Annotated in this window: 21 protein-coding genes; 10 read left to right on the top strand and 11 right to left on the bottom strand. The window is 52.2% G+C overall.

Features of this window, described 5'->3' with window-relative positions:
- Positions 1 to 5: 5 nt before the first annotated feature.
- Together gcvH and gcvT are read right to left on the bottom strand one after the other, a co-directional pair.
- Positions 6 to 371: a glycine cleavage system protein GcvH gene (gcvH, locus tag MWU63_RS03225; RefSeq protein ID WP_213887363.1), complete on the bottom strand. Its 366-nt coding sequence runs from the start codon at positions 369 to 371 to the stop codon at positions 6 to 8.
- A 14-nt stretch (positions 372 to 385) separates the two neighbouring features.
- Positions 386 to 1,495: a glycine cleavage system aminomethyltransferase GcvT gene (gene gcvT, locus MWU63_RS03220; protein ID WP_247076952.1), complete on the bottom strand. Its 1,110-nt coding sequence runs from the start codon at positions 1,493 to 1,495 to the stop codon at positions 386 to 388.
- A gap of 292 nt (positions 1,496 to 1,787) precedes the next feature.
- Here gcvT and MWU63_RS03215 point away from each other — a divergent pair, with 292 nt between their 5' ends.
- A complete protein-coding gene (locus MWU63_RS03215; RefSeq protein WP_246531562.1) occupies positions 1,788 to 2,405 on the top strand; it encodes an XRE family transcriptional regulator in 618 nt (205 codons plus the stop codon).
- Positions 2,402 to 3,373, top strand: a complete 972-nt coding sequence (locus MWU63_RS03210) for a LysR family transcriptional regulator (protein ID WP_343229436.1) — start codon at positions 2,402 to 2,404, stop codon at positions 3,371 to 3,373. The genes MWU63_RS03215 and MWU63_RS03210 overlap by 4 nt, the downstream gene beginning before the upstream one ends.
- Here the strand turns inward: MWU63_RS03210 and MWU63_RS03205 are convergent.
- Positions 3,370 to 4,869, bottom strand: coding sequence for a trimethylamine methyltransferase family protein (locus MWU63_RS03205; RefSeq protein ID WP_213887761.1), 1,500 nt, complete (start codon positions 4,867 to 4,869; stop codon positions 3,370 to 3,372). The genes MWU63_RS03210 and MWU63_RS03205 overlap by 4 nt on opposite strands.
- A 201-nt stretch (positions 4,870 to 5,070) precedes the next feature.
- Here MWU63_RS03205 and MWU63_RS03200 point away from each other — a divergent pair, with 201 nt between their 5' ends.
- The gene (locus tag MWU63_RS03200) at positions 5,071 to 7,491 is read left to right on the top strand and encodes an FAD-dependent oxidoreductase (RefSeq protein ID WP_247076950.1); all 2,421 of its coding nucleotides are present in this window, start codon (positions 5,071 to 5,073) and stop codon (positions 7,489 to 7,491) included.
- 728 nt (positions 7,492 to 8,219) lie between these two features.
- On the opposite strand, the gene MWU63_RS03195 is transcribed toward MWU63_RS03200, so the two are convergent.
- Together MWU63_RS03195 and MWU63_RS03190 are read right to left on the bottom strand one after the other, a co-directional pair.
- Positions 8,220 to 9,266, bottom strand: coding sequence for an AbrB family transcriptional regulator (locus MWU63_RS03195; RefSeq protein ID WP_213887358.1), 1,047 nt, complete (start codon positions 9,264 to 9,266; stop codon positions 8,220 to 8,222).
- Positions 9,267 to 9,386: 120 nt separating this feature from the next.
- The gene (locus tag MWU63_RS03190; protein ID WP_213887357.1) at positions 9,387 to 10,649 is read right to left on the bottom strand and encodes a urate hydroxylase PuuD; all 1,263 of its coding nucleotides are present in this window, start codon (positions 10,647 to 10,649) and stop codon (positions 9,387 to 9,389) included.
- 112 nt (positions 10,650 to 10,761) lie between these two features.
- Here MWU63_RS03190 and MWU63_RS03185 point away from each other — a divergent pair, with 112 nt between their 5' ends.
- Positions 10,762 to 11,670, top strand: coding sequence for a LysR family transcriptional regulator (locus tag MWU63_RS03185; RefSeq protein ID WP_213887356.1), 909 nt, complete (start codon positions 10,762 to 10,764; stop codon positions 11,668 to 11,670).
- A gap of 42 nt (positions 11,671 to 11,712) precedes the next feature.
- On the opposite strand, the gene MWU63_RS03180 is transcribed toward MWU63_RS03185, so the two are convergent.
- The gene (locus MWU63_RS03180) at positions 11,713 to 12,540 is read right to left on the bottom strand and encodes a bifunctional allantoicase/(S)-ureidoglycine aminohydrolase (protein ID WP_213887355.1); all 828 of its coding nucleotides are present in this window, start codon (positions 12,538 to 12,540) and stop codon (positions 11,713 to 11,715) included.
- Positions 12,541 to 12,829: 289 nt separating this feature from the next.
- Here MWU63_RS03180 and MWU63_RS03175 point away from each other — a divergent pair, with 289 nt between their 5' ends.
- Positions 12,830 to 14,155 carry a UDP-glucose/GDP-mannose dehydrogenase family protein gene (locus tag MWU63_RS03175; protein ID WP_213887760.1) on the top strand — a complete coding sequence of 442 codons (1,326 nt, stop codon included), beginning with the start codon at positions 12,830 to 12,832 and terminating at the stop codon, positions 14,153 to 14,155.
- A gap of 51 nt (positions 14,156 to 14,206) precedes the next feature.
- Here MWU63_RS03175 and tal read toward each other — a convergent pair whose 3' ends face one another.
- Both tal and rpe read right to left on the bottom strand, forming a co-directional pair.
- Positions 14,207 to 15,190: a transaldolase gene (gene tal / locus MWU63_RS03170; RefSeq protein WP_247076948.1), complete on the bottom strand. Its 984-nt coding sequence runs from the start codon at positions 15,188 to 15,190 to the stop codon at positions 14,207 to 14,209.
- A 153-nt stretch (positions 15,191 to 15,343) separates the two neighbouring features.
- Positions 15,344 to 16,024, bottom strand: a complete 681-nt coding sequence (gene rpe, locus MWU63_RS03165) for a ribulose-phosphate 3-epimerase (RefSeq protein ID WP_213887353.1) — start codon at positions 16,022 to 16,024, stop codon at positions 15,344 to 15,346.
- A 155-nt stretch (positions 16,025 to 16,179) separates the two neighbouring features.
- On the opposite strand from rpe, the gene deoC reads away from it, so the two are divergent.
- Both deoC and MWU63_RS03155 read left to right on the top strand, forming a co-directional pair.
- On the top strand, positions 16,180 to 17,211 hold the full coding sequence (gene deoC / locus MWU63_RS03160) for a deoxyribose-phosphate aldolase (RefSeq protein WP_247076946.1): 1,032 nt from the start codon (positions 16,180 to 16,182) through the stop codon (positions 17,209 to 17,211).
- Between the two features lie 4 nt (positions 17,212 to 17,215).
- Positions 17,216 to 19,570, top strand: a complete 2,355-nt coding sequence (locus tag MWU63_RS03155; protein WP_247076944.1) for an aldehyde dehydrogenase family protein — start codon at positions 17,216 to 17,218, stop codon at positions 19,568 to 19,570.
- 20 nt (positions 19,571 to 19,590) lie between these two features.
- Here MWU63_RS03155 and uraH read toward each other — a convergent pair whose 3' ends face one another.
- Complete coding sequence (uraH, locus tag MWU63_RS03150) at positions 19,591 to 19,944, bottom strand: hydroxyisourate hydrolase (RefSeq protein ID WP_213887350.1); 354 nt, start codon at positions 19,942 to 19,944, stop codon at positions 19,591 to 19,593.
- Positions 19,945 to 20,111: 167 nt separating this feature from the next.
- Here uraH and puuE point away from each other — a divergent pair, with 167 nt between their 5' ends.
- The 3 genes from puuE (at position 20,112) to MWU63_RS03135 (ending at position 23,546) form a co-directional block, all read left to right on the top strand.
- Positions 20,112 to 21,533 (top strand): allantoinase PuuE, encoded by a 1,422-nt coding sequence (gene puuE / locus MWU63_RS03145; protein ID WP_213887349.1) that lies wholly within the window; start codon positions 20,112 to 20,114, stop codon positions 21,531 to 21,533.
- Positions 21,530 to 22,024, top strand: a complete 495-nt coding sequence (locus MWU63_RS03140; protein ID WP_213887348.1) for an ureidoglycolate lyase — start codon at positions 21,530 to 21,532, stop codon at positions 22,022 to 22,024. The genes puuE and MWU63_RS03140 overlap by 4 nt, the downstream gene beginning before the upstream one ends.
- Positions 22,025 to 22,085: 61 nt before the next feature.
- Positions 22,086 to 23,546, top strand: coding sequence for a nucleobase:cation symporter-2 family protein (locus MWU63_RS03135; RefSeq protein WP_213887347.1), 1,461 nt, complete (start codon positions 22,086 to 22,088; stop codon positions 23,544 to 23,546).
- A gap of 128 nt (positions 23,547 to 23,674) precedes the next feature.
- Here MWU63_RS03135 and MWU63_RS03130 read toward each other — a convergent pair whose 3' ends face one another.
- Both MWU63_RS03130 and MWU63_RS03125 read right to left on the bottom strand, forming a co-directional pair.
- Positions 23,675 to 24,238: a hypothetical protein gene (locus MWU63_RS03130; RefSeq protein WP_247076942.1), complete on the bottom strand. Its 564-nt coding sequence runs from the start codon at positions 24,236 to 24,238 to the stop codon at positions 23,675 to 23,677.
- Between the two features lie 238 nt (positions 24,239 to 24,476).
- Positions 24,477 to 24,845, bottom strand: a complete 369-nt coding sequence (locus MWU63_RS03125) for a hypothetical protein (RefSeq protein WP_213887345.1) — start codon at positions 24,843 to 24,845, stop codon at positions 24,477 to 24,479.
- Positions 24,846 to 25,143: the final 298 nt, after the last annotated feature.

The following is a 25,143-nucleotide window of genomic DNA, read 5'->3' as shown; positions in this document are numbered from 1 at the left end:
GCCCCCTAGCCGATAAACGCTTTGTAACCTTCTTCGTCCAGCAGGTCTTCAAGCTGCTTGGCGTCCGTGATTTTGATTTTGTAAATCCAGGCGTCAGTTTCAGCGAATTCGTTCATGCTACCAGGCGCGCCTTCCAACATATTGTTGGCTTCGATGATTTCACAATCTACAGGCGCATAAATTTCTGAAGCGGCTTTGACGGATTCAATCACGCCAATTTCGTCGCCTTTTTCAAATTCGTCCTCTACATCTTTCAGCTCAATGAAAACAACTTCGCCAAGTTGGTCTGCAGCGTGCGCGGTAATGCCAATGGTTGCGGTATCGCCGTCAACGGTGATCCATTCGTGGTCTTCGGAATAATAGGTGGTCATGTTAGAAGCTCCGGTTAGCGTTTGTAGTTTTGCTGCACGAAAGGCAGAGCGATTATTTCTGCGGGCAGGGCCTTGCCACGCACGATTAGGTTTACCACTTCGCCAACATTGGCATGGTTCACCGCGACATACCCCATCGAAACCGGGCCTTGGACCGTAGGCCCAAACCCGCCAGATGTGATATGACCAAGAGTATTACCGTCAGTATCCTGGATTTCAACGCCTTGTCGTGCTGGCGCACGACCTTGTGGTTTAATTCCGACCAATTTTCGCGACGGCCCATCAGCCAATTCGCGCAAAATCCGGTCTGCGCCTGGAAAGCCACCCTCTTCGCGACGGCGTTTCTGGATTGCCCAGTTCAACTGCGCTTCAATTGGCGAGGTGTCATTGTCGATGTCATTTCCATAGAGACACAAACCTGCCTCAAGCCGAAGGCTGTCACGCGCCCCGAGACCCGCGACATCGCAGTCATCATGCGCCAGAAAGGCACGTGTGATCGAAACAGCATGTTCGTCGGGAATCGAGATTTCATAGCCATCTTCGCCGGTATATCCCAAACGGGAAATACGACAAGAAGCACCCATAATATCCGCGACGATCGTTTCCATGAATTTCATCTCAATGGCGTCTGGGCACAACGCACCAACAACTTCGACCGCCTTAGGGCCCTGCACAGCCACCAATGCGCGATCGGTAAGTTCCACAATGTCGACCCCATCAAGATTGGCGCGCATATGACCGATATCCTGATCCCGCATCGAAGCATTCACCACTAAAAATAGGTGGTCCCCTGCGTTTGATACGATCAGATCATCCATGATCCCGCCTTTGGGATTGGTAAAAAAGGTGTAGCGCGCCTTGCCCTCAGCCAAGGGTTCAATGCTAGCTGGTACGATGCTTTCAAGCTTCCGGGCAGCACCTTCCCCACGCAGTTCGACCTGCCCCATGTGAGACACATCAAAGACACCGGCCTTTTCGCGGCATTGTGCATGCTCTGCCATAATGCCAGCTGAATACTGAACCGGCATTTCCCAACCGGCGAAATCAACCATCTTACCGCCAAGTTCGACGTGCAGGTCATAAAGCGGGGTTCGGCGCGGAGCAGTGGATTCTGTGTCAGACATGATGCGTAATCCGTTTAAAAAAGGTTTCGATGGCAGCTGAACAAGTATGAGGGGAAGCTTGGGCAGTAACGCTTTTCGCGAAGGGCAGGTTAAATTTCACCATACGTCTGATTCCCCCTTTTCGGCAATGTTTCTTATAAGAAACTATTTTCCTTTAGTGTCATTTTTCTCTAATATGCGTATAATATCGCTAAATCAACAGATTCTTGCTGTGAACTGGTAAACTTTGCGTGGATGATAGGACCAAATTCGCGCCAAGTTGACCGCAAGAACGCGGCTACGGAGGTTCCTGATGGCTGAAATGGAAGAACTTCAACCGCTTACAGCGGAAAGTCTGCCACCAGAGGCGCAAGACAGCTCCTCTCTTGCAAAGCTGATCCGAGAAGCGCGGCGCAAAAAGAACTGGACGCTAGAGGAAACAGCCCAGCGCGCCGGCATTGGTCGATCAACCCTGTCGAAAATCGAAAATGATCAGACCAAGGCCGGGTTCGATATTATCCGCCGCCTCACCCAAGCATTGGACTTACAGACGCCGCAGCTATTCATTCAATCCCGAAACCGGGGTGTGACAGGTCGGCGTGATGTGACCTTCAAAGGAAAGGGTGAGCCACGATCCACCAAAACGTATGATCATGAATTGCTCTGCACGGAACTCACCAGCAAAGCCATGGTCCCCTACATCAGCCACATCAAAGCCCGCGATATGACAGAGTATGACGAGTGGATTCGTCATAGCGGTGAAGAGTTCATGTATGTTCTGGAAGGAACGCTCGAATTACATACGGAGCACTATCGTCCACTAACCCTGACCAAAGGTGACTCGGTTTATTATGATAGCGGCATGGGACATTGCTGTATTTCCCTGAGCGAGGCAGATGCGTTGGTTCTTTGGGTATCGCTGGAGTTGTGAGCTTGAAGCAGAAACCTCTGACATTGCGCGGTCTCGAAGTTTTTGAAACGCTAGCCAGAACGGGCTCTGTCGCCGACAGTGCGCGTCATTTGGGGATGAGCCAGCCCGCCGTGTCTCAGCAGCTTCGCAATTTGGAAGACGGACTTGGAGCCGAACTTCTCAATCACGGCAAACGTCCGATGACATTGACCCCAGCCGGAGTCAGGTTTCTTACCCGGACCAAAGAAGCGCTAAGCCAGCTACGTCAGGCGCAAACCGAACTGACAGCCTTGGATCTGTCGCATCTCGCCGATCTGCAACTTGGTATGATTGACGATTTCGAAAATGATGTAACACCGCAGTTTGTGACTGCGCTCGCCCAGAATCTGTCGAAATGCCACTTTCGTCTGATTACCGCGCCAAGCCGTGAGATTCTGCAAATGCTCAAAAACCGCAAGCTTGATCTTGGGATCGCCGCTTCGACGGGTGAACCACCCGCCGAAGTAACGGAACACCCATTGCTGCGTGATCCATTCTTGCTTGTCGCCCCTGCCGCAATGGAGTTGCCTGCTCAAATTGAACTTACAGCGCTGACAAGCCTTCCGATGATCCGTTACGAACGTGACATGATCATTAGGCGCCAGATAGATGCCCATCTGTCCCGGTTGAAACTTGATCTACCAGCGCGTTACGAAATCGGCAGTCAGCAAGCCCTTATGGCGCTCGTTGCTGGCGGCCTTGGCTGGGCGATCACAACGCCGCTGGGGTATCTTCGCGCTCAAAGGTTTCATAGGGATGTGACTGTGCATCCCCTGCCCTTTACACCTTTTGCCCGTCGCATTTCACTGTTTACGCAGAAAGACTGGCAAGATGCAGCAAGCTTTGACATTGCGGCAACCTTAAGGGTGTTAATTGACACTCAAATTATAGACGCGGGCCACAAGAAACTGCCTTGGCTGGGCGAAAACCTCCGGATGCTGCCTGATTAAAGAAGGATGTTAAAGGCCTCGCGAATATCTCTGTCGACGGACGCTTCAACATATTCAGGCTCATGGTTTGCCAAAATATCGCGCACCCGTTCCCGCGCCCTGCTCCATGCATCAGTGCCGCCCTTTTCGGCCCAGGTCCTAGGGTCGTCGCGATCAGCCAGACTAGGATAGAAATAGTCCCGCTCCATCGCACCGAGTGTATTTTTCTCACCCAGGAAATGCCCCACGCCCAGCACTGCCGCACAAATTGTGTCATAGCCAAGTGTTTCGTCACTCACCTCAACACCGCGTAGTACCCGATAAATATGCGAATGCATTTCGTCATCCAGTAAAAACGCCTCGAAGGACACGCCAAGCAGCGACGCTGTCATACCAGAGCTTTCATAGATCAGATTGCCGCCCGCCAACCCCGCAGCAAGCGCGGAAATTCCCTTTTCCATTCCATATTGTGCATCAATCGCCTTGGCGTCTGTCATCGAACTGGCTACACCCGATGGCAAACCAAGCCAGTTTGATATTTGCGCCGACGCGGCATTTAGTACCGAAATTTCGCCACCGCCGCCGCAGAAAGCGCCGCTGCGCAGGTCAATCACCAGGGGCCAGTTCGAAAACACCATCGGGTAGCCCGGCTCAAACACATTGACCATGATCAGACTGCCCAGCGTTTCGGCCAGTGACTGCGCCAGAAATCCGGCAAGCGTCGCCGGGGCCGTTGCCCCGGATTGCGCCGCCGTGATGCATGAAATCGGAATGTTGTGCTTCATGCATTCAAGCGCAACCTCCACCGCATCTTCGCCAAAGCGCATTGGTGAAATCACAGGGCTGATATGGGCCTTAACGAAGGGTCGCTTGGAAAACGCCCCGTCTGCACCCAGCGCCATGTCGAACATCTTAACAATCGGGGCAATGGTTTCGGCAACAGTGAAAGAGGTCGCCACGGGTTTCGTTGTACCGCGCAGCAAGGCATAGGCCGTGTTTACATCAAGATCGATCACTCTGGGGACGTCGGTCGCGACACAGCAGCGCGTGAACCAGCTGACATTGGTCAGTGTGTCCTGCAATCGCGTGAAGTCATAAAGGTCACGCAGCGTCGATGGCCGGTAAACCTGCATGTCGAGGTCAAGTGTCTGAACCGCTGCACCGCCGGTTCCGAAATACACCTTGTCACCACCAACTTCGATTGAACGTGCCGGATCACGCCCGTGAAGCGTAAAAATCATGGCCGCGTTCGTTATGATGCCCTCAACCATGGATGCCGGAAACACGATACGTCCACGATCATTTTTCTTTGCTCCATGGGCGATCAGTTGTTTCTCTAGAATTTCGGGAACGTCACCCATTCCCAAATCTTCCAGCAATCGCAAAGCCGTCCCGTAAATCGCGCGAATTTCGGATTCGCTAAGCGGCCTATATTGCCCACCAACCTGCCCCGGCGGGCACGGGTTTATCACCGGCGGCGCTGATCGCGCAGCAACCCTTTCGGCTCGTCCGCCCATGCGTCGTTTTGATTTTACCCTAGTCACTTCGTTTCGCTCCAATTTTTCGACGCAGTTGACCCAAACACAATAGGGCGCGCAATTTAATCTATCGGTATTTATTAAAAGCGCACTTTCAATTTCAAAAAATGGAAGGTCGTGACTTTAACTTGACCCATGCGAATGCTTGTCTCCCTATGCGAAAAATGATCGGATAATGTTATGAAGAGCCAAACAAAGTTAGTGGTTATTGGCGGCGGGATTGCCGGATGTTCGACTCTGTATCATCTGACCCAAGAAGGCTGGAGCGATGTTGTATTGGTCGAGCGGAATGAATTGACCAGCGGCACGACCTGGCATTCAGCAGCGCAGGTCACGAACTTTGGCATGAACCAGACGATGGTCGGCCTGAAAAGCCATTCCATCGCGCTTTACAAGGAACTTTCAGAAGATCCGGACTATCCCATCAACTACCACCATGCGGACGGTGGCATTCGTCTTGCCAATACCGAAGAACAGTTGGAAGGTTACCGCCACTTCACCTCCGTGGCACGAGGCATGGGAGTGGAATTTGAGGTAATTGATGCCGCAGAATGCGCGCGGCGGCACCCGCTCATTTCAACCGAAAACCTGCTTGGCGGGCTGTGGGACCCGCTTGATGGCGATATTGACCCGGCCCAGTTGTGTCAGGCGCTGGCGCGGCGCGCGCGCAAAGCGGGGGCAGAGGTTTATCGCAACACGCCCGTTACCGGCCTCACCCAACAAAAAGACGACAGTTGGACCGTTCACACCGAAAAAGGTGACATCAATTGCGAAATCGTCGTAAACGCCTGTGGGTACCGCGTGAACGAGGTTGGCGCGATGATGGGGGTACATCACCCTGTCATGTCGATGGAACACCAGTACATGCTGACCGAGCCAATCCAGCAAATTGTTGAAGCTGGCCACAGAATGCCGCTGCTCCGCTGCCCGATCAGCGACTATTACTGCCGTCAGGAAAAGCAGGGTCTGCTCGTCGGATTTTACGAGCAGGATTGCAAAACATGGGGCATGGACGGGATCGACCCGAACTTTGTGAACGCGCTTTGCCCGGATGACCTGGACCGGATCACCGATGTTCTGGAAGGGGCCTTTGAGCGTATGCCTGTATTGATGGATGTTGGCATTCATACGGTTGTTAACGGACCCATTACATACACGATCGACGGCGCGCCATTGGTCGGGCGGATACCCGGAAAGCGGAACGCGTTTTGCATTATCGGCCTGCGTGCAGGGCTTGGCGAAGGCGGTGGTCACGGCTGGCTGCTCGCACAGCAGATCGTGCAGGGCGAGGCTTGTTATGACACCTGGTGTCTGGATCCACGTCGTTTCGCGGGCCACGGCAACGTGGAGCTGACAGCGCTAAAAGCCATCGAAGACTATCAAAACGAATTCCGCTTTCATTTCCCGCACGAACACCGCCCGGCAGGTCGACCAGCCAAGACAACGCCACTGACACCAATTCTGGTCGCTGAAGGGGCCAAGTTTGATGTTGTGAACGGCTGGGAACGCATGGCGTACATAAAGCCTTCACCGGATTTCACCGAAACCCACAGCTTCCGGTTCAACGAAACCTTTGATGTTATCGCTGCAGAAGTTGACGCCGTGCAAAACGCCGTCGGCCTGGCCGAAGTAGATGGTTTCAACCGGTATGAGATTTCAGGCGTCAGCGCAAAGGACTGGCTTGATAAAATGTTCTGCGGGCGAGTTACCCGCAAGACTGGAAAAGTTGGTTTGGGTTACCTCCTGAACCACACAGGAAATGTGAAAGGCGAAGCTACGATTGCTAATCTGCCGGATGGGCGTATCTGGTATGGCTCTGCTGCTGCGGCTGAGTTCCATGATATGGATTGGCTGCGTTCGCATCTTCCAGACGATGGGTCCGTCAGCGTCCGATCCCTGACGAACGATCACACAATTTTGGTTCTCGCAGGCCCGCGCGCGCGTGATGTTTTGAGTTCGGTTTCGCGTGAAGACTGGTCATCCGAAGCCTTCCCTTGGCTGTCAGTTCGCGATGCATTCATCGGTATCGCCCCGGCTATTGTGATGTCTGTCAGTTTCTCCGGCGAATTGGCTTATGAAATTCACGTTCCAAACAATCAACTCTACGCCGCGTATTTGGCGTTGCGGCAGGCGGGCGAGGCGCATGGAATGCGGTTGTTCGGAAGCCGCGCCGTTGAATCGATGCGGCTCGAAAAAGGTTACCGTCATTGGAAGTCCGATCTGATCACCGAATATAACCCGTTTGAATCCGCGCTGGACCGGTTTGTGAAACTCGATAAGGCAGAGTTTTTGGGCAAAGATGCGCTGGTCGAAGCAATAAAATCCGAACCCCGCCGCCTGTTTGTTTCATTGGTTCTTAATTGCACGCATGCCCCTGCGCATGCCGGTGCCAGTATCTTGAAAGATGGAAAAGTCGTTGGCACTGTCACCTCGGCCGATTGGGGCCACAGGATTGGCAAAAATATTGCAATGGGGTTTGTGGAGCCCGAATTTGCGGTTGAAGGAAACGAACTTTTTGTAGATGTGATTGGCACCGCTGTCCCGTCTAAAGTGACACAGCCTTGCCTCTATGACCCTGAGAACACTCTGGTCAGAGCCTAGGGTCAGAGCCTATAGACTGATTGAAAGAGACAGATGACAGCTATGAGCGGCCATTTGGCTATTCGTTGGCGCTGTTTCTCCGACTATTGCGGCCAGTTGCGTTCCATCAATCTTTCTCTCTTTACATAGTGGGCGCGGTTATAAAGCGAGGTGACTAAGCTCGTCGTTACCATTACAAATCGTTGTTTAGGGGCATCCACTCGGGACTTATATCCCTTTTCCAACGCATCGAGATCGGACATCCCTACCTCGAGCGCAGACGCCCAACTCCTGATTTTTTCATCATCAAAAGAACACATTACACTGTGTGCGAAAGCGTTGCGGATATTTCAAACTAACTCAACATCTCGAAATTCCGCAAAGGAAATCAACTCGAGAGCGCGGCTTGCAGAGGCTTTTGCTGAGAATGACCAAAACGGGGCGTTTGGCTTGTCAAAAAGGTTCTTCGTGGCGGCATTTTCCAACAGAAACCCGCGTAACCTCATCAAGCATTTCTTCTATCAATGAAGCAGCAACAAGAGCGCGGTCTCTATCCGTTTCACTATTCGATGCGTGAAGAAATGTAAGCAAACGTTTGTAAAACGGATCATCAAAGGATCCTCTTTCCATATTACCCCTACGGATATCAAGCATTTGAGAGATGATAACCGTTTATCGAGGAGACGCGATAGGCGATTGTTGCGAATAACCAGAAAGTCCCGCGTAGCTAACCTAATTTCTTTTTAGGTTTACAGGTCCTGACCCGAGGTCGGCTTTCTGGCCATCATCAAAGGTACAACAGCGATAAGGATCAATAGTCGCGCAACGTGATGCGCGGCGACGAACGTGGAATCAACACCCATCTGAACCGACATCGCAATCATTACCTCAAGCGCGCCGGGCGCAAAGGCAATGACCAACAGCGCCATAGGCAACCCGATCATCCAAGACGCAAATGCAGCGCCAGCAACGGCAATTAGCATTGCAACAGCCGTGCTTCCGACGCCCGCCAGAAAGGACGCACCAAGTGTTGCCAATGTCTGCCCCCGAAACCTGCTTCCGATAAGTGAGCCAACAACAACAAACGCAACCAACGTCATCCAGCGGGGCAGTTGACCTGGTGTCAGTCCACTCAGATGCCCGATTGTGGAAACAGCCATTCCAGCCAGAAAAAATGCAGCCGGGGCACGCAGCCGGATCAAAACAAAGCCAGCGACAACACTTGTGACGCCGACTAGTAACAACAATTCAGGCGTCATCAATGTGGCGGCGCGCGGCAACATCTGGGTCTTGATCTCAAACAAACCCATCGCAAGCGGCACCAGCAGCGTCAGCAACAAAACCCGTAAACTTTGCACCACGCTGACGCGAACAAGATCCACATTCTTTTCGGTGCCGAGGCTCAGAACATAGCTGAGCAACCCCGGAATGGCAGCAAGCATCGCGGACGCCCTGTCGAAACCGAACGATCTGCGCAAAACAAGTGCGCAAAAATAGATTGTGGCAACTGACGTAATCAATAGTGCAACAAAACTGACAGGCCAGCGCGCGGCGGTCTCCAGCACTTCAGGCGTCACTCCGGCCCCAATTCCCAACCCAAGAACCAAAAAACTGGTATTGCGCAGCAAATTGGGCACGACAGCGGGCAACCCTAACAAGCTGGCAAATGTCACAACCAAGGCTGGCCCGGTCAGGAACGCGGCTGGAAAACCTAGGATGTTGAACAAACCCGCCCCACCAGCACCCAGAACAAGCGTCAGGATTGCACTAAGCCAAATGCGAAATTCAACGCTCATGGAAGTCCTGAAATTCTATTGAAATTTGCAGGATGCAATGCGTTTCTGGCATCGTGCCGTTCCCTCAACCACTCGGCCGCATCCTGACGAGTTTCAGGCCGGGCGCAAGAGGCGAGTATGTCAGTCTCCGCTGGCCAGCCTGAACGGCAGCTCCTCTGCCGCGGCCCGGTACCATCGTACAATGGTTGCCCGTTCGCTTTCTTCCATCCAGCTCACATTTGCAGGCGGCATGGCGTGGGTGACCCCTGATTGCAGATAAATCTGACGCGCACTTCGCGCGATATCGGCAGGCGTTTCAAGGTGGATGCCTTTTGGGGCACGATGAATCCCGTCCCAAAACGGCTCGCGTGCATGACACATCGAACAGCGGCCAAGAACAACACTCGTTACGTCTTCAAAACCAGCGGTGTTTGCAAAAACCTGCTCTGTTTCGCTCAACCGGCGCGCTTCGGATTCTTCCAGCGTGTCTTGCATCAGAGGTGCCGTTGAAAGCCACATGATAAAGATGAACAGAATAGTCGTTAGCGCCCATGTCCACGTTGGGTTACCTTTCCTCGCGTGCACGCTGTTGAAATAGTGACGGATCGTGACACCCATCAGGAACACAAGACCTGCGATGATCCAGTTGTATTCTGTCGCAAATGCCAGCGGGTAATGGTTCGACAGCATCAGAAACAACACCGGCAATGTCAGGTAGTTGTTGTGAGTTGAACGTAGCTTGGCAATCTTGCCATATTTCGCATCCGGCACCCGGCCTTCCTGCAAGTCTTTTACAACGATACGCTGGTTCGGCATGATAATAAGGAACACATTCGCCGTCATGATCGTCGCGGTAAACGCACCAAGGTGAAGCATCATTGCCCGACCTGAAAAGACCTGATTGTAGCCCCAGGCCATTGCCACCAGCAAGATGAACAGCAACACCATCAGAAAGGTTGGTTTCTCGCCCAAGCCCGACTTGCACAGCGTGTCGTAAACCAGCCAGCCAATTGTCAGCGATCCGGCGGAAATCAAAATCGCCTGCCAGACTGCAAGATCGGCTTTGTTCGGATCAATCAGAAATAACTCTGCCCCGGCCCAGTAAACGATCATCAGCAAGGCAACACCACTAAGCCACGTTGCGTAACTTTCCCATTTAAACCATGTCAGATGCTCTGGCATCGCTTCAGGTGCGACCAGATATTTGCGAATATGGTAGAACCCGCCGCCGTGAACCTGCCATTCCTCGCCATGCGCACCGGCGGGCAGGTCTGGCGCTTTACGCAGCCCCAGATCAAGCGCGATAAAATAGAACGATGATCCGATCCAGGCGATCGCGGTAATGACGTGTAACCACCTTACCGCGAATGCCAGCCAGTCCCACATTATTGCAAGATCCTGCATTGTATTCTTCCCTTAAGCCGATTTGACGACAGGCTAGCCGATTACCCCTTTTTCTTGTATTACCGAAATGAACCAAGAACTTTCAAATAAAACCGTAAGATGAGGGTCCGTCATGTCTTATCTCGACAACATTCGCACCTTTGTACGTGTTTTTGAACTGGGAAGCATGTCTGCAGCAGCGCGGGACCAGCGTATTTCCCCGGCGGTTGCATCTTCGCGGATATCTCAGCTTGAATCCCATCTGGACGTTCGACTGTTTATCAGAACAACAAGATCGCTTCAGCCCACGGAGCAAGGGCGAATTTTTTATGAAGGCGCTTGCCGTGTAATAGAAGCCGTCGAGGCGGCGGAAGCGGGGGTCAGCGACATTACGGATAATCCGCGCGGGTCGCTTTTTGTTGCGGCACCACTTGGCATTGGGCGAAGATTTGTCGCGCCGACCTTACCCAGCTTTAAAAAGGAATACCCTGAAGTTGACGTTAGATTGCGGTTGTCGGACCGCAAAATCGACCTGACGGCTGAAGGTTTGGATGTTGCATTTTTTCTTGGCAATCCAGAAGACAGCAACCTGAAAATGCGCAAGATAACGACCTGCGAACGTGTCGTTTGTGCGTCTCCTTCTTATATTTCCCGTCGCGGGCACCCGATGTCCGGCGCAGAGCTTGTTGCTAAAAAGCATGATTGCCTGGCTCTGAGATTCCCCGGTGCGCCCGAGTTTCAATGGGAGCTTATGACAGAGGACGGGCCCAAACGTTATGCCGTCGAAGGTCCGTTTGAAAGCGATGATGGTGACGTTCTGACCGCCTGGGCACTGGATGGTCAGGGTGTCATTTTAAAACCGATGTTTGAGGTTGCAGAACACCTGCGATCCGGTGCGTTAGTCCCGGTTGCCGAAGACACCCCGCCCTTGCCCGTTCAGCTTGTTTGCCTTTACGCACATCGCCGCCATCAGGACCCGAAAACACGGCTGTTCATCGACTTTATGGCTGCAAAAATGTCTGCCGCTCTTAAAGAGTGTTAAAGCAAAACCGTCAAAAACCTTGAATGTTGCAAGTCTCGAATATTATCGGAGGCTCAAATTCATATGCCGGTTCACGTCTTTATAGAGCAGATAGCGAAACTTTCCCGGCCCGCCCGCGTAACACGCTTGTGGGCAAAAGGCGCGTAGCCACATATAGTCGCCAGCTTCGACTTCAACCCAGTCTTGGTTGAGCCGGTAGACAGCTTTTCCTTCTAAAACATATAGCCCGTGTTCCATCACATGCGTCTCGGCAAACGGGATAACGGCCCCGGGTTCAAATGTTACTATGGTAACGTGCATATCATGGCGCATATCCGCAGGGTCCACGAACCGGGTTGTTGCCCATTTCCCTTCTGTCCCCGGCATCGCGGTTGGTAAAACATCCTGATCACTGGTGACAAAAAAGGATGGTGCCTCAATCCCTTCGACAGTTTCATAAGTTTTACGAATCCAATGGAATCGCGCTGGCGACTGTTCGTTGTTTTTAACAGTCCACTTTGAACCCGGTGGAAGATAGGCATACCCACCTTCTTGCAAGGCATGATCCGCCCCCTCAAAACACAGATTTATCTGGCCTTCCACAACAAACAGAACACCTTCGGCCGATGGGTCGAGTTCTGGCTTATCGCTGCCACCACCAGTGGAAACTTCCATGATGTAGTGAGAAAATGTTTCTGCAAACCCGCTTAGAGGACGCGCAATCACCCAGACCCGTGTGGCATCCCAAAATGGGAGGAAACTCGTCACGATATCACGCATCGTACCCTTGGGTATGACCGCATAAGCATTTGTAAAAACGGCGCGATCTGTCAGAAGATCTGTTTGTGCAGGCAAGCCTCCGGTTGGCGCGAAGTAGCGGCTTTTTGGCATTTTCGAATCCTTTATAACCGGTAGAATTACGCCTCTATCAAACCCGGCCAGGCCTCAAAACCCAATGGTTAATGCGTTCGTAAATTCACACAGCATCTAGTGGCATTATTTGAAAGTCCTGAAAAACAATCCGCATCTAAAGTGAGGTTTGTTGAAAGCCAAACTACGATAACACGCGGTTTTCATGTAACCTTTTCTAAAAATGACGCTCTGATGGAGCGTTTCGTTGACAACACGGGTGTGATGCCGCATGCCTTTGGAAACATTGGCACAAACCGAGGACGGTCATTTGAAGATAGCTATGATTGGCACAGGATATGTCGGCCTCGTCTCAGGGGTTTGCTTTTCTGATTTTGGTCACGAGGTTGTTTGTGTCGACAAAGACCCTGGAAAAATTTCGATGCTCGAAGCGGGTAACATTCCGATCTACGAGCCCGGCTTAGAAGATTTAATGGCAAAAAATGTCGCCGCAGGGCGGCTAAGTTTTACCGGTGATCTTGCAAATGCCGTTGGTGACGCCGATGCGGTATTCATAGCAGTTGGAACACCAACACGGCGGGGCGATGGTCACGCAGATCTAACGTATGTTTATGCCGCCGCTGAGGAAATTGCCGGCGCGCTGCAAGATTACACGGTTGTCGTAACCAAATCGACTGTACCTCTGGGCACTAACCGGCAAGTTAAGCAAATCATCCGCAAAACAAATCCGGACGCTGATTTTGATGTCGCCTCCAATCCTGAATTCCTCCGTGAAGGGGCGGCGATTGACGACTTCATGCGCCCCGACAGAGTTGTTGTCGGTGTGCAATCCGACAGGGCCGAAGATGTTATGGCCGACGTCTACCGCCCACTTTTTCTGCGCGATTTTCCGGTGGTAGTGACAGACCTCGAGTCCGCGGAAATGATCAAATACGCAGCCAATGCATTTCTTGCGACCAAGATCACTTTTATCAACGAGATCGCCGCACTTTGCGAAAAGGTCGGCGCTGACGTTAAGCAAGTCTCAAAAGGTATCGGTCTGGATGGGCGGATCGGCAACAAGTTCTTGCACGCCGGTCCGGGTTACGGCGGATCGTGTTTCCCGAAAGATACCAAAGCGCTGGCACGCATTGGCCAGGAACACGCTATGCCCATGCAAATCACCGAGGCCGTTATAAAGGTGAACGAAGAGATCAAGCGCCGGATGATCGACAAGGTAATGGACCTTTGCGATGGCTCTGTGAATGGAAAAACTATCGCGATACTGGGCGTTACGTTCAAGCCAAATACTGACGACATGCGTGATGCGCCTTCGCTCACGATTGTGCCAGCCCTTGTCGGTGGCGGGGCCAAAGTGCGCGTTGTCGACCCTCAAGGCAAACACGAAGGCACAAAGCTTCTACCCGGTGTAAACTGGTGCGACGACGCGTATAAAGCTGCCCAAAACGCAGACGCGCTGGTTTTGTTGACAGAATGGAACGAATTTCGCGCACTCGATCTGAAACGGCTTGCCAAACGAATGGCACAACCGCGAATGGCAGATTTGCGCAATATATACAGCACGAAAGACGTGAAAAATGCAGGGTTTACACATTTCGCCACAATCGGGCGCGAAGGGTTCCAGAGCGAAGGCTGAGTCACGTTCAGACACTAGACCCAGAAAAAAGGCGCTGTAACAACAGCGCCTCTAAAAATCTGCAAAGTCTTGCTTGCAGATCATATCGCGCAAGATTGCTTCGAGTTTTTCGCTATCCGCAGCAAACCCACGAATACCTTCTGCGAGCTTTTCCGTGGCCATTGCATCGGCATTCATATCCCAGCGAAAAGCTTTCTCATCAAGCTTTGGCTCTTGGTTTTGCGTCGCACCTTTATCTTCAAGTTTACGTGGCAGGTTAATCATATCGGCTGCTAGTTCATCAAGCAGTGCTGGGCTGATCGTAAGCCGATCACACCCTGCCAACGCTTTAATCTCTCCGATATTCCGAAAGCTTGCTCCCATAACCACAGTCTTGAAGCCATGATCTTTGAAATAGTTGTAGATGCTCGTCACAGACAATACGCCTGGATCAGTCTCGGCGGTATATTCAGTGCCCGGATTGGCCTTCTTGTACCAATCAAGAATACGTCCAACGAAAGGCGAAATCAGAAACACTCCAGCCTCGGCGCAGGCGCGCGCCTGCGCAAATCCGAAAATCAGGGTCAGGTTACAGTTTATACCTTCAGCTTCCAAAACTTCCGCCGCCCGGATGCCTTCCCAGGTAGCCGCGACTTTGATGAGCAGCCGTTCTTTTTCAACACCTGCTTCTTTGAACAGGCTGATGATCTTGCGGGCCTTCGCAATTGATGCTTCCGTATCAAAAGACAACCGCGCATCCACCTCGATCGAGACACGACCGGGAACCAGTTTCACAATCTCGCTGCCAAACCCGACACTGATCTGATCGACAACATCATCTATAACCTCAGCATCAGATTTGCCCGAGCGGTCCACCCTTGCAATCGCAGCTTTGATCATGTCTGCGTATTCGGGCATTTGCGCCGCTTTAAGGATGAGTGAGGGATTTGTCGTGGCGTCAATTGGCGAAAGCCGCCGGATCGCCGCGATATCGCCGGTATCGCCAACGACGGTGGTCATTTCTCGCAATTGAGCAAGGGCAGAAGATTTGGACATTGAATATTCCCCAGACACGATGGATTTTGCCCGCTTTTACCGCTTTGCCAGCAGTATGTATAGGCGATGTTCCAACCGGGAGCTGGTAACAGTGCAGTCGTCAAAAAATCAGGTGAGTATGACAAACAAACGATACCCAAAGATCCAAAGCAGTTAGCTGACAGCAGCCCGGATCGCCCTGATGTTTTCACCATAGGGCGCTGGGTTCTGGACCGATCCGCCTTTGAAAACGGCTGACCCGGCAACAAGCACATCTGCACCAGCTTTGACAACCAATGGTGCGGTTTCGGGGGTGACACCACCGTCAATTTCAATGTGAATAGGTCGATCCCCAATCATCGCCCGAAGCTTGCGGACTTTTTCGACCTGCGAGTGAATAAATTTCTGCCCGCCAAATCCGGGGTTCACTGTCATTACGCAGATCAGATCGACCATATCAAGCAGATACTCGACCGATTCTGCTGGCGTGCCCGGGTTTAGCGCAACACCTGCTTTTGCACCTGCTGCACGAATGGCCTGAACCGTTCTGTGAATATGCGGACCGGCTTCGATATGCGCTGAAATCACATCGGCACCTGCCTCGGCAAATGCTTCGATATATGGGTCAACCGGCGCAATCATCAGATGAACATCCATGACGCCCTTAACATGTGGGCGGATCGCCTTGCAGGTTGATGGGCCAAAGGTGATATTCGGTACAAAATGCCCGTCCATAACATCAACATGCACCCAATCGGCACCTTCGGCTTCGATGGCTTCACACTCCAAACCGAAGTTCGCAAAGTCAGCAGAAAGGATTGACGGGGCTATCTTAATGGAACGATCAAAGGACATGGCGCAGCTCTCCTTGGCAGATGAGCCCTGTTAACGCGGTTCAAAGCTATTGAAAACCTCTTCTACACGAAACTTATCGTACTTGACCGTTTGATCAAACTTGCAATAGCACAAAACCCATGAGACCTTTTGGTTTCCCGCAACGGAGAGCTGCGATGAATAGCGAAACCCAACCCGGTTCGGCAAACCTGAATACCCAAGCAGATGTGGCGCATGAGGGCACTACACAACTGCCGCAGGTTCAAGAACCACGCAATCCAGGCACAGCACTTGATCTGGATTGGGTTTCTAGCGTTCAGATTAACACATCTGCGATCGAAAGACGCGCAAAAACATTACCCGGCCGCCGCTCGGTCAAAAAAGAATATCAGGCCGCATGGTTGCTGAAGGCGATTTCTTTGATAGACCTCACGACGCTCTCTGGCGACGATACAAAAGGGCGCGTTCGCAGACTATGTGCAAAAGCGCGCCAACCTTTAAGCGCCGAAATAGTCAAAAGGCTTGGTGTTGAACCCATCACGACAGGCGCAGTATGCGTTTATCACGAAATGATCGAAACAGCGGTTAAGGCGCTTAAGGGATCCGGCATTCCGGTTGCTGCGGTCTCTACCGGATTTCCCGCAGGACTGTCGCCCTTTCACCTGCGCGTCGCCGAAATTGAAGAGAGCGTTAAGGCCGGGGCGGCAGAGATCGATATTGTGATTTCGCGTCGGCATGTGCTGACCGGAAACTGGCAGGCGCTTTACGATGAGATGCGCACATTTCGCCAAGCTTGTGGAAACGCGCATGTCAAAGCCATTTTGGCGACGGGTGAGCTTGGCACATTGCGCAATGTCGCGCGCGCCTCGCTCGTCTGCATGATGGCCGGCGCTGATTTCATCAAAACCTCAACCGGCAAGGAAAGCGTCAATGCCACCCTGCCTGTCAGCCTTGTTATGATCCGCGCGATCCGGGACTATTTTGACCGCGCGGGTTTTCGCGTCGGTTACAAACCTGCAGGCGGCATTTCAAAAGCCAAGGACGCAGTGACCTACCTGACCCTTATTAAGGACGAGCTCGGAACTCGCTGGTTGCAGCCCGATCTTTTTAGATTTGGGGCCTCGTCGCTTCTTGGTGATATCGAACGCCAGCTCGAACACTTTGCCACCGGCCGCTATTCCGCAGCCCACCGCCACGCGATTGGATAATCACATGAGCATTCAGGATATTTTCGAAAGCATGGACTACGGCCCTGCCCCCGAAGCAGCAGGTGAAGCGCTGGCGTGGCTGGTAGATCGTGGCGATACCTTTGGCCATTTCATCAACGGTTCGTGGACCGCGCCTGGCAAAGGGTTTGAAAGCCGCAATCCGGCGACAGGTGAAACACTTGCCATGCTATCGCAGGCAAGTGCCGATGACGTTGATGCCACCGTTTCTGCCGCCCGCAAAGCACAGAGAAAATGGACGCGGCTTTCGGGGCATGAACGCGCGCGCTACCTCTATGCAATTGCGCGGCTCGTGCAAAAATACAGCCGCCTGTTTGCCGTTTTGGAAACGCTGGACAACGGCAAGCCAATCCGTGAAAGCCGCGACATCGACATTCCGCTGGTCGCGCGGCATTTCTATTACCATGCGGGCATGGCCCAATTGATGGAGGCCGAACTGCCCGATGCCGAACCGCTTGGTGTGTGCGGCCAGATCATTCCGTGGAACTTCCCGTTGCTGATGCTGTCGTGGAAAATTGCTCCAGCGATTGCAATGGGCAACACGGTTGTGCTGAAGCCGGCTGAATATACCTCGCTCACAGCGCTGTTGTTTGCTGAAATCTGTCAGGAGGCCGGGCTACCAAAAGGTGTTGTCAATGTCGTAACCGGTGACGGTGCTGTTGGCGAAATGATTGTCAATCATCCCGACATCGACAAAATCGCCTTTACCGGCTCCACCTCTGTTGGGCGCAAAATTCGCGAGGCGACAGCCGGGTCTGGCAAGGCGTTGACGTTAGAGCTTGGTGGTAAATCACCCTACATCGTTTTTGACGACGCCGACATCGACTCTGCTATTGAAGGGTTGGTTGATGCGATTTGGTTTAATCAGGGACAGGTTTGTTGCGCCGGATCACGCCTTTTGGTGCAGGAAGGAATCGCTGACCGATTCTATGCAAAGTTGAAGACCCGTATGGATGGGCTTCGCATTGGTGACCCGCTTGATAAATGTATCGACATCGGTGCGATCGTTGATCCGATCCAGCTTGAGACAATTACCAGACTGGTCGATGAACACGGGGGTGAGGGCGAGGTGTATCACGCCAACAGTGCCCTTCCTGAAACGGGGTGTTTCTACCGTCCAACACTGATTACCGGGCTTCACACCTCAGCGTGGCTTATGCAGGAGGAAATATTTGGGCCTGTATTGGTCGGCACAACTTTCAGAACGCCGAAAGAAGCTGTCGAATTGGCCAACAACACCCGCTACGGCCTTGCCGCGACTGTCTGGACCGAGAATATAAACCTCGCGCTTGATATCGCCCCAAAACTTGCCGCTGGCGTTGTCTGGGTGAACGCGACCAATCTGTTTGACGCTGCTGCAGGTTTTGGCGGGGTTCGTGAAAGCGGCTTTGGTCGCGAAGGTGGCTGGGAAGGCCTTACGGCTTACACCCGTCCGAAGACAAAAACGAAGACCCTCGCTCCTATTTCACCTTTTGCTGAGGGTAAGGATTTAGCACCTTCCGATGGTCTAGACCGAACAGCAAAACTCTTCATCGGCGGCAAACAGGCCCGGCCTGACGGCGGCTATATGCAAGCAATCTGGACACGGCAAGGCGGGCTTCTGGGTCACGTAGGTATCGCCAACCGGAAAGATGTGCGAAACGCGGTCGAAGCCGCGCACAAGGCCAGCGGATGGGGAAAGACAACGGGGCATCTACGAGCGCAAATCCTTTACTACATCGCTGAGAATCTCTCGGCTCGTGCAAAAGAATTTGCTGACCGGATCGACGCAATGACCGGTAAACGTAGCGGTAACAAAGAAGTTGAGGCTTCTATCAGCCGTCTGTTCACCTATGCTGCCTGGGCCGATAAATACGATGGTCAGGTACATGGCGTTCCGATCCGGGGGGTCGCATTGGCGATGCATGAACCCGTAGGGGTCATCGGTGCACTATGCGCAGACGAAACACCCTTGCTGGGCCTGATTTCCGCCATGGCGCCAGCTATGGCCATGGGCAACACATCGGTGCTGGTTGCATCACAACCTTTTCCACTAGCATCAACAGATTTCTATCAGGTTTTGGAAACATCGGATGTACCAGACGGAGTCGTAAGCATTTTAACTGGCGACCATGTAGAGCTTTCCAAAACGCTCTCTGATCATCTGGATGTCGATGCAGTCTGGAGCTTTTCCTCGACCGATCTTTCAGCCGATATTGAAAAACGCTCAGCGGGCAACCTGAAACGCACTTGGGTCAACAATGGCCAAGCACGAGATTGGTTCAGCACTGACGGTGAAGGGCGTGAATTCCTGCGACAGGCTACCGACGTTAAGAACGTCTGGATACCCTACGGCGAATAGAACACGCGCACGCTGTCTAGTTAACTGCCGCGATAGGTTGAGAAACTGAAAGGCGAAAGCAATAGCGGCACGTGGTAGTGCGCGGCTTCTGACATGCCAAACCGAATTGGGATCAGATCAAGAAACCGCGGGTTTTCCGGGGGCGTGCCACAGGCATCCAGATATGCACCTGCGTGGAACACCAGTTCATAGGTACCTTTTTGGAACTCATCAGCTGGCAAAATCTGACTATCGGTGCGCCCGTCGTCATTTGTTACGACGGACTTCAACAAAGAACGCGCCTCGCCTTCGATGTGATAAAGTTCAATCTTCATCCCCGCCGCCGGACACCCAAGTGCAGTATCCAAAACATGTGTTGTCAAATAGCCTGACATTCCGACCTCGCCATTTCTGAACTCATCATCATTGTTTTTTGTCTAAGTCAGTAGCTTTCGGAAAGCCATGAAATGCGGAAACTGTTTAGTGTATTTTTTGAAGATCAGGGTTATTCTTTTGATATATAGAGAAATAAATATCTAACTCCGCATTGGGGACAAACCGAGTGAACAGATACCCGCGTGACATGCATGGCTATGGCCAAACCCCACCAGACCCGAAATGGCCTGATGGCGCAAAAATCGCTGTCCAGTTTGTTGTGAACTATGAAGAGGGCGGAGAGAACAACATCCTTCATGACGATCCTGCCTCCGAGGCGTTCCTTTCTGAAATTGTCGGCGCAGCCCCATGGCCCGGACAGCGCCACTGGAACATGGAATCCATCTACGAATACGGTGCACGTGCCGGATTCTGGCGTCTTCACCGCCTGTTCACCGAGACGGCGATTCCGGTAACTGTTTACGGTGTTGCAAGCGCGCTTGCCCGCTCTCCCGCGCAGGTCGCTGCGATGCAGGACGCCGGTTGGGAAATTGCCAGCCACGGTTTAAAATGGATCGAATACAAAGATGCGAGTCCCGAAGTAGAACGGGCAGATATGATAGAGGCGATACGCCTTCATACCGAAGTGACCGGAGAGCGCCCACACGGTTGGTACACTGGCCGCTGTTCGATCAACACCGTGGATATCGTTGCCGAGGAAGGTGGGTTCGACTACATCGCCGACAGCTATGCAGATGACCTGCCCTATTGGGTACGTGTCGGCGAGCGGGATCAGCTTATCGTCCCCTATACCCTTGATACCAATGACATGCGGTTCGCGACACCACAGGGCTTCAACTCTGGCGATCAGTTCTTTGCCTATCTGTGCGACAGTTTCGATGCTCTTTATGCCGAAGGCGAAGCCGGTCAAGCAAAGATGTTATCTGTTGGTATCCATTGTCGACTGTTGGGCCGACCAGGCCGCATTCAGGCACTGAGAAAATTTATCGACTATGTCAAGGGTCACACCGATGTCTGGTTCGCACGCCGCCTCGATATTGCGCAGCATTGGCATACCCACCACCCGGCACCCACCCCCATCACACGCCCGTCGGACATGGATCGTAACTCCTTTGTCACCGCTTTTGGGAGTATCTTTGAGCATTCCCCGTGGATTGCAGAACGTGCCCATGATCTGGAACTTGGCCCGGCCCACGACACCGCGGTAGGCATACACAGTGCGCTTGCACGCATGTTCCGATCCGCCAGTGACACTGAACGCCTTGGCGTTTTGAAAGCCCATCCTGACCTTGCCGGTAAACTGGCCGAAGCAAGACGCCTGACTGAAGAGTCAACCGAGGAACAAGCCGGGGCCGGTTTAAACATGCTGACCGATGAGGAAAAAGCAACCTTCACCGAATTGAACAACGCGTATACATCGAAACATGGGTTTCCCTTCATCATCGCGGTCCGCGACAATACCAAGGCGAGCATCCTTGCAGCTTTTAAGCGCCGCTTGGGAAACGATAGCGAAACCGAATTTGCAGAAGCGTGCAAACAGGTCGAACGGATTGCGCTGCTGCGTCTGAAGTCGCTGTATCCAGAATGAACGCCGTACACCAAACTCTTCGAACAGAGCGTCTTACGCAAAAGGCATTTGCCAAATTTGGTGATGTTCTGGACGCTTCGGGCGAAGCCGATATAGTAATCAATCAAGGCAACTGCGGGCGCTATCATGACCGGGCACAGCTTGATATTTTAAATGGCCGCGCCGGTATCAGTGTGTTTAAGGCAAACCCGCGCAGCCTGCCCCATCTGCTTGATGTGGTTGAACGCCACCCTGAGGGTTCACAGGCATTCCTGCCCATGAGTCTTGACCCGTTCTTGGTTATCGTTGCACCTGACGAGGGCGACAAACCCGGCACCCCCCGCGCTTTTATCACGGCACCCGGTCAGGGTGTGAATATTCACCGAAACATCTGGCATGGGGTCCTGACCCCGTTGTCTGAGCCTGGTTTGTTTGCTGTCGTCGACAGAATTGGAGATGGCGCAAACCTACAGGAACACTGGTTCGAAAAGCCCTGGCTTGTTGAACGATAGATCCGAGCCGCCAGAACAAGAAGCGGCAGGAAAAAGGGACAGTCTATAGGGAGGAAAACCAATGGCTGACACGTCACTCGGAACCGCAGCACAGCTACGCGACCCGAACTACACCCCACCACTTATAAAAGCGATACCTCTGGGTATTCAGCATGTGCTGGCGATGTTTGTTTCAAACGTCACACCTGCGATCATAATCTCGGGCTTCGCCGGTTTTGGTTATGGTTCAGACGCTGGCGCGCTCGGCTTTCCGGACATGACCTATCTGATCCAGATGTCGATGCTGTTTGCGGGCATAGCGACCCTGTTGCAGACCATCACTCTGGGGCCTGTTGGTGCTGCTTTGCCCATTGTTCAGGGAACGTCCTTTGCCTTTATTCCCATCATGATCCCACTTGTTGCGGGGAAAGGTACGGAAGGGCTTGCCGCGCTATTTGGAGGGGTTGTCGTCGGAGGGCTGTTTCACGCAATGCTAGGCACGGTCATCGGTAAAATCCGCTTTGCGCTGCCTCCGCTTGTGACGGGCCTTGTCGTTATGATGATTGGTCTGGCCCTGGTAAAAGTTGGCATCGAATATGCAGCAGGCGGCGTACCTGCCAAACAGTTTGACAAGCCCGAGTATGGCAGCCTGCTGAATTGGAGCGCTGCCAGCGTTGTTATCTTTGTAACGCTGGCCCTCAAATTCTACGCACGCGGAATGCTCGCCGTGTCAGCGGTGCTGATTGGTATCTTCATCGGCTACCTCTATGCGCTTATGATGGGCATGGTGACCTTTGAGGGTATTTCCACATCATGGGGGCACGCGCAGGCAATCGCATTCCCCAGCCCTTTCAAATACGGGTTCGAGTTTTCGTTTGCGGCGATCATCGGGTTCTGCCTCATGGCGTTTGTCTCTGCCATTGAAACCGTAGGCGACGTTTCCGGGATCACCAAAGGTGGCGCCGGACGCGAGGCAACAGATAGGGAAATACAGGGCGCTACCTATGCTGACGGTTTCGGCACTGCGTTTGCCGGTATTTTTAGCGGTCTTCCGAACACTTCGTTCAGCCAGAATGTTGGCCTGATTGCCATGACCGGCGTGATGAGCCGCACGGTTGTGACAATCGGTGCTTTCTTCCTGATCATCTGCGGGCTGATCCCCAAGGTTGGCGCGTTGATCCTGACTGTTCCGATCGAGGTGTTAGGTGGTGGTGTGATAGTCATGTTTGGCATGGTGGTTGCAGCCGGTATTTCGATGTTGTCTGACGTTCACTGGAACCGCCGCAATATGGTTATCTTTGCAGTCGCAATTTCGATCGGCCTTGGCTTTCAGCTTGAAGCGATGAACCTTGCGCCGGGCGCGCCGAATGCGCTGCAACAACTTCCGGATGCCATCCGCATTCTGGGGGCCTCGGGCATCCTTCCAGCGGCGCTGATCGCGATCATCCTGAACCTCATCTTGCCAGAACACCTGTCAGATGAAGCGACAGAGGAAGTCTCCGGCGGCATGACCGGTCATGGAGAAGGGTCTTTGGGGGAATAAGGTTTTGAAACCTGTAAATTTTCGCCCCATGATTGAATCTACTCTGGAGTGAATGAAAGCGAAGCCCCGCAAAGTTTCCTTTGCGGGGCTTGAATTACAGTGGCCAGATTTGGTTAGATATTTCGATCCTAACTTTTCAGCCAATCTACCATTGCATCCGAAAATCCACTCAGGAGCTGGCCCACGTCTTTTCCGTTTTCCGAATGCGCGGCATTTCGGCCTAAACTTATAAGGTTTCCAATTATTGGGTTACCACCAATAGAAAATTCCGTGTTCTTAGCCTGATCCCAGTAACCGACAGATCCGTTTGGTTGAAGTAAGTTTCCACTGGCGTCAACAATACGCACCGTAGCTTCGATTTGGTTACTGCCTCCGAATGTACGAGCACCTGCGGTTTTGAGACGCATTGACGAAATACTTATAAGTGCGGTAGCTGAAATATCACCACCCTGAACAGCGCCCAAAGTTTTCTCAAGTTCCGCTTCCAAAGCTGCAATCGCTGCAATTCGAGTATCGTCCTCTTCAAATCGACCTTGAGCAGCACCTTCAATTACAGTCAACTGAACATCATTGATCGTAAAGGCCTTTGGCTCTGGCTCCGGTTCTGCTCCCGTCTCTTGCGCGGCGCCGCAACTAGACAAGGCAAATGCACAAACAAAACCAAGCATGGCACGTCGCGAAAAAATTTTCATATTGTTAAACCCACCCTTTTTCTTCTTTAAGCTGATATCAACTCAATTCGCCTATGTAGAAGATTTTGACAAGCGTTTAATATTTATTATTAATATTTTTTTATTTGAAACTTAACACACGTTTTAGATGATTTCTAAAGTGAACGGGATCTCGAATACTAAAAAGAGATAGGGACTCTGGTTGACGCACAGAATCTAGGAGACATCCAAAACGACAAAAAAGGAAACCTTACAACCACTATCGGCGAGGCGCTACAAAATCACATCCAGACCCCTCAAAAACACTTGTATCGACACGACCACCAACAAGTGCAGCTCTGAAGGTACAATTACCGCCATCACTTTCTGCGGTATAGCCAGTTGAAACCTGGCCACCTGTATAAGAAGAATATTGTTTTCGTGATCGTCTACTAATGAAAGAGCTTCGGTGTTCCCAAACTGCGCTATCTCTGGTTCGTGAAACGGGTGGTCCAATATGTTTGGAAACCTCGGCAACTGTCTGCCCTTTAAAACGGTTATTCCAAGCTTCAATTTCTTCTTCTGACATTCCGCAACCTGATACAAGACTCGCGAAAATTAGCAGGGCTAGAAATTTGTATCCCATCATTCATCGGGCTCCATAATAAATTGGTTTCCAGGTGAAGATCAAAACATCTTCGATATCTGAGCGCGAAAGTTTTCCAATCGAAAAGACGGTAATAGTGTCCGTGGACTTTGGATTGGTTCTCTCTGCAACCTCTCAAAAATCGATTAAAACAATCTAATCTCAATTACTACTTAAGATTGTTTAAGGGAAATACTTAGAAGGTTGCAACAGGATTTTTGAAATCCCGTTTCTGCGTGTTCTTTGACAAATGCAATTGTGTGACAGAGCCCCTGAAAGTCCCAACTTTGATATCAGGACT

The sequence above is a fragment of the Pseudohalocynthiibacter sp. F2068 genome (genome assembly GCF_023015645.1).
In the GTDB taxonomy this organism is placed as follows: Bacteria; Pseudomonadota; Alphaproteobacteria; order Rhodobacterales; family Rhodobacteraceae; genus Pseudohalocynthiibacter; species Pseudohalocynthiibacter aestuariivivens.
This window is presented reverse-complemented; position numbering and strand designations above follow the sequence as displayed.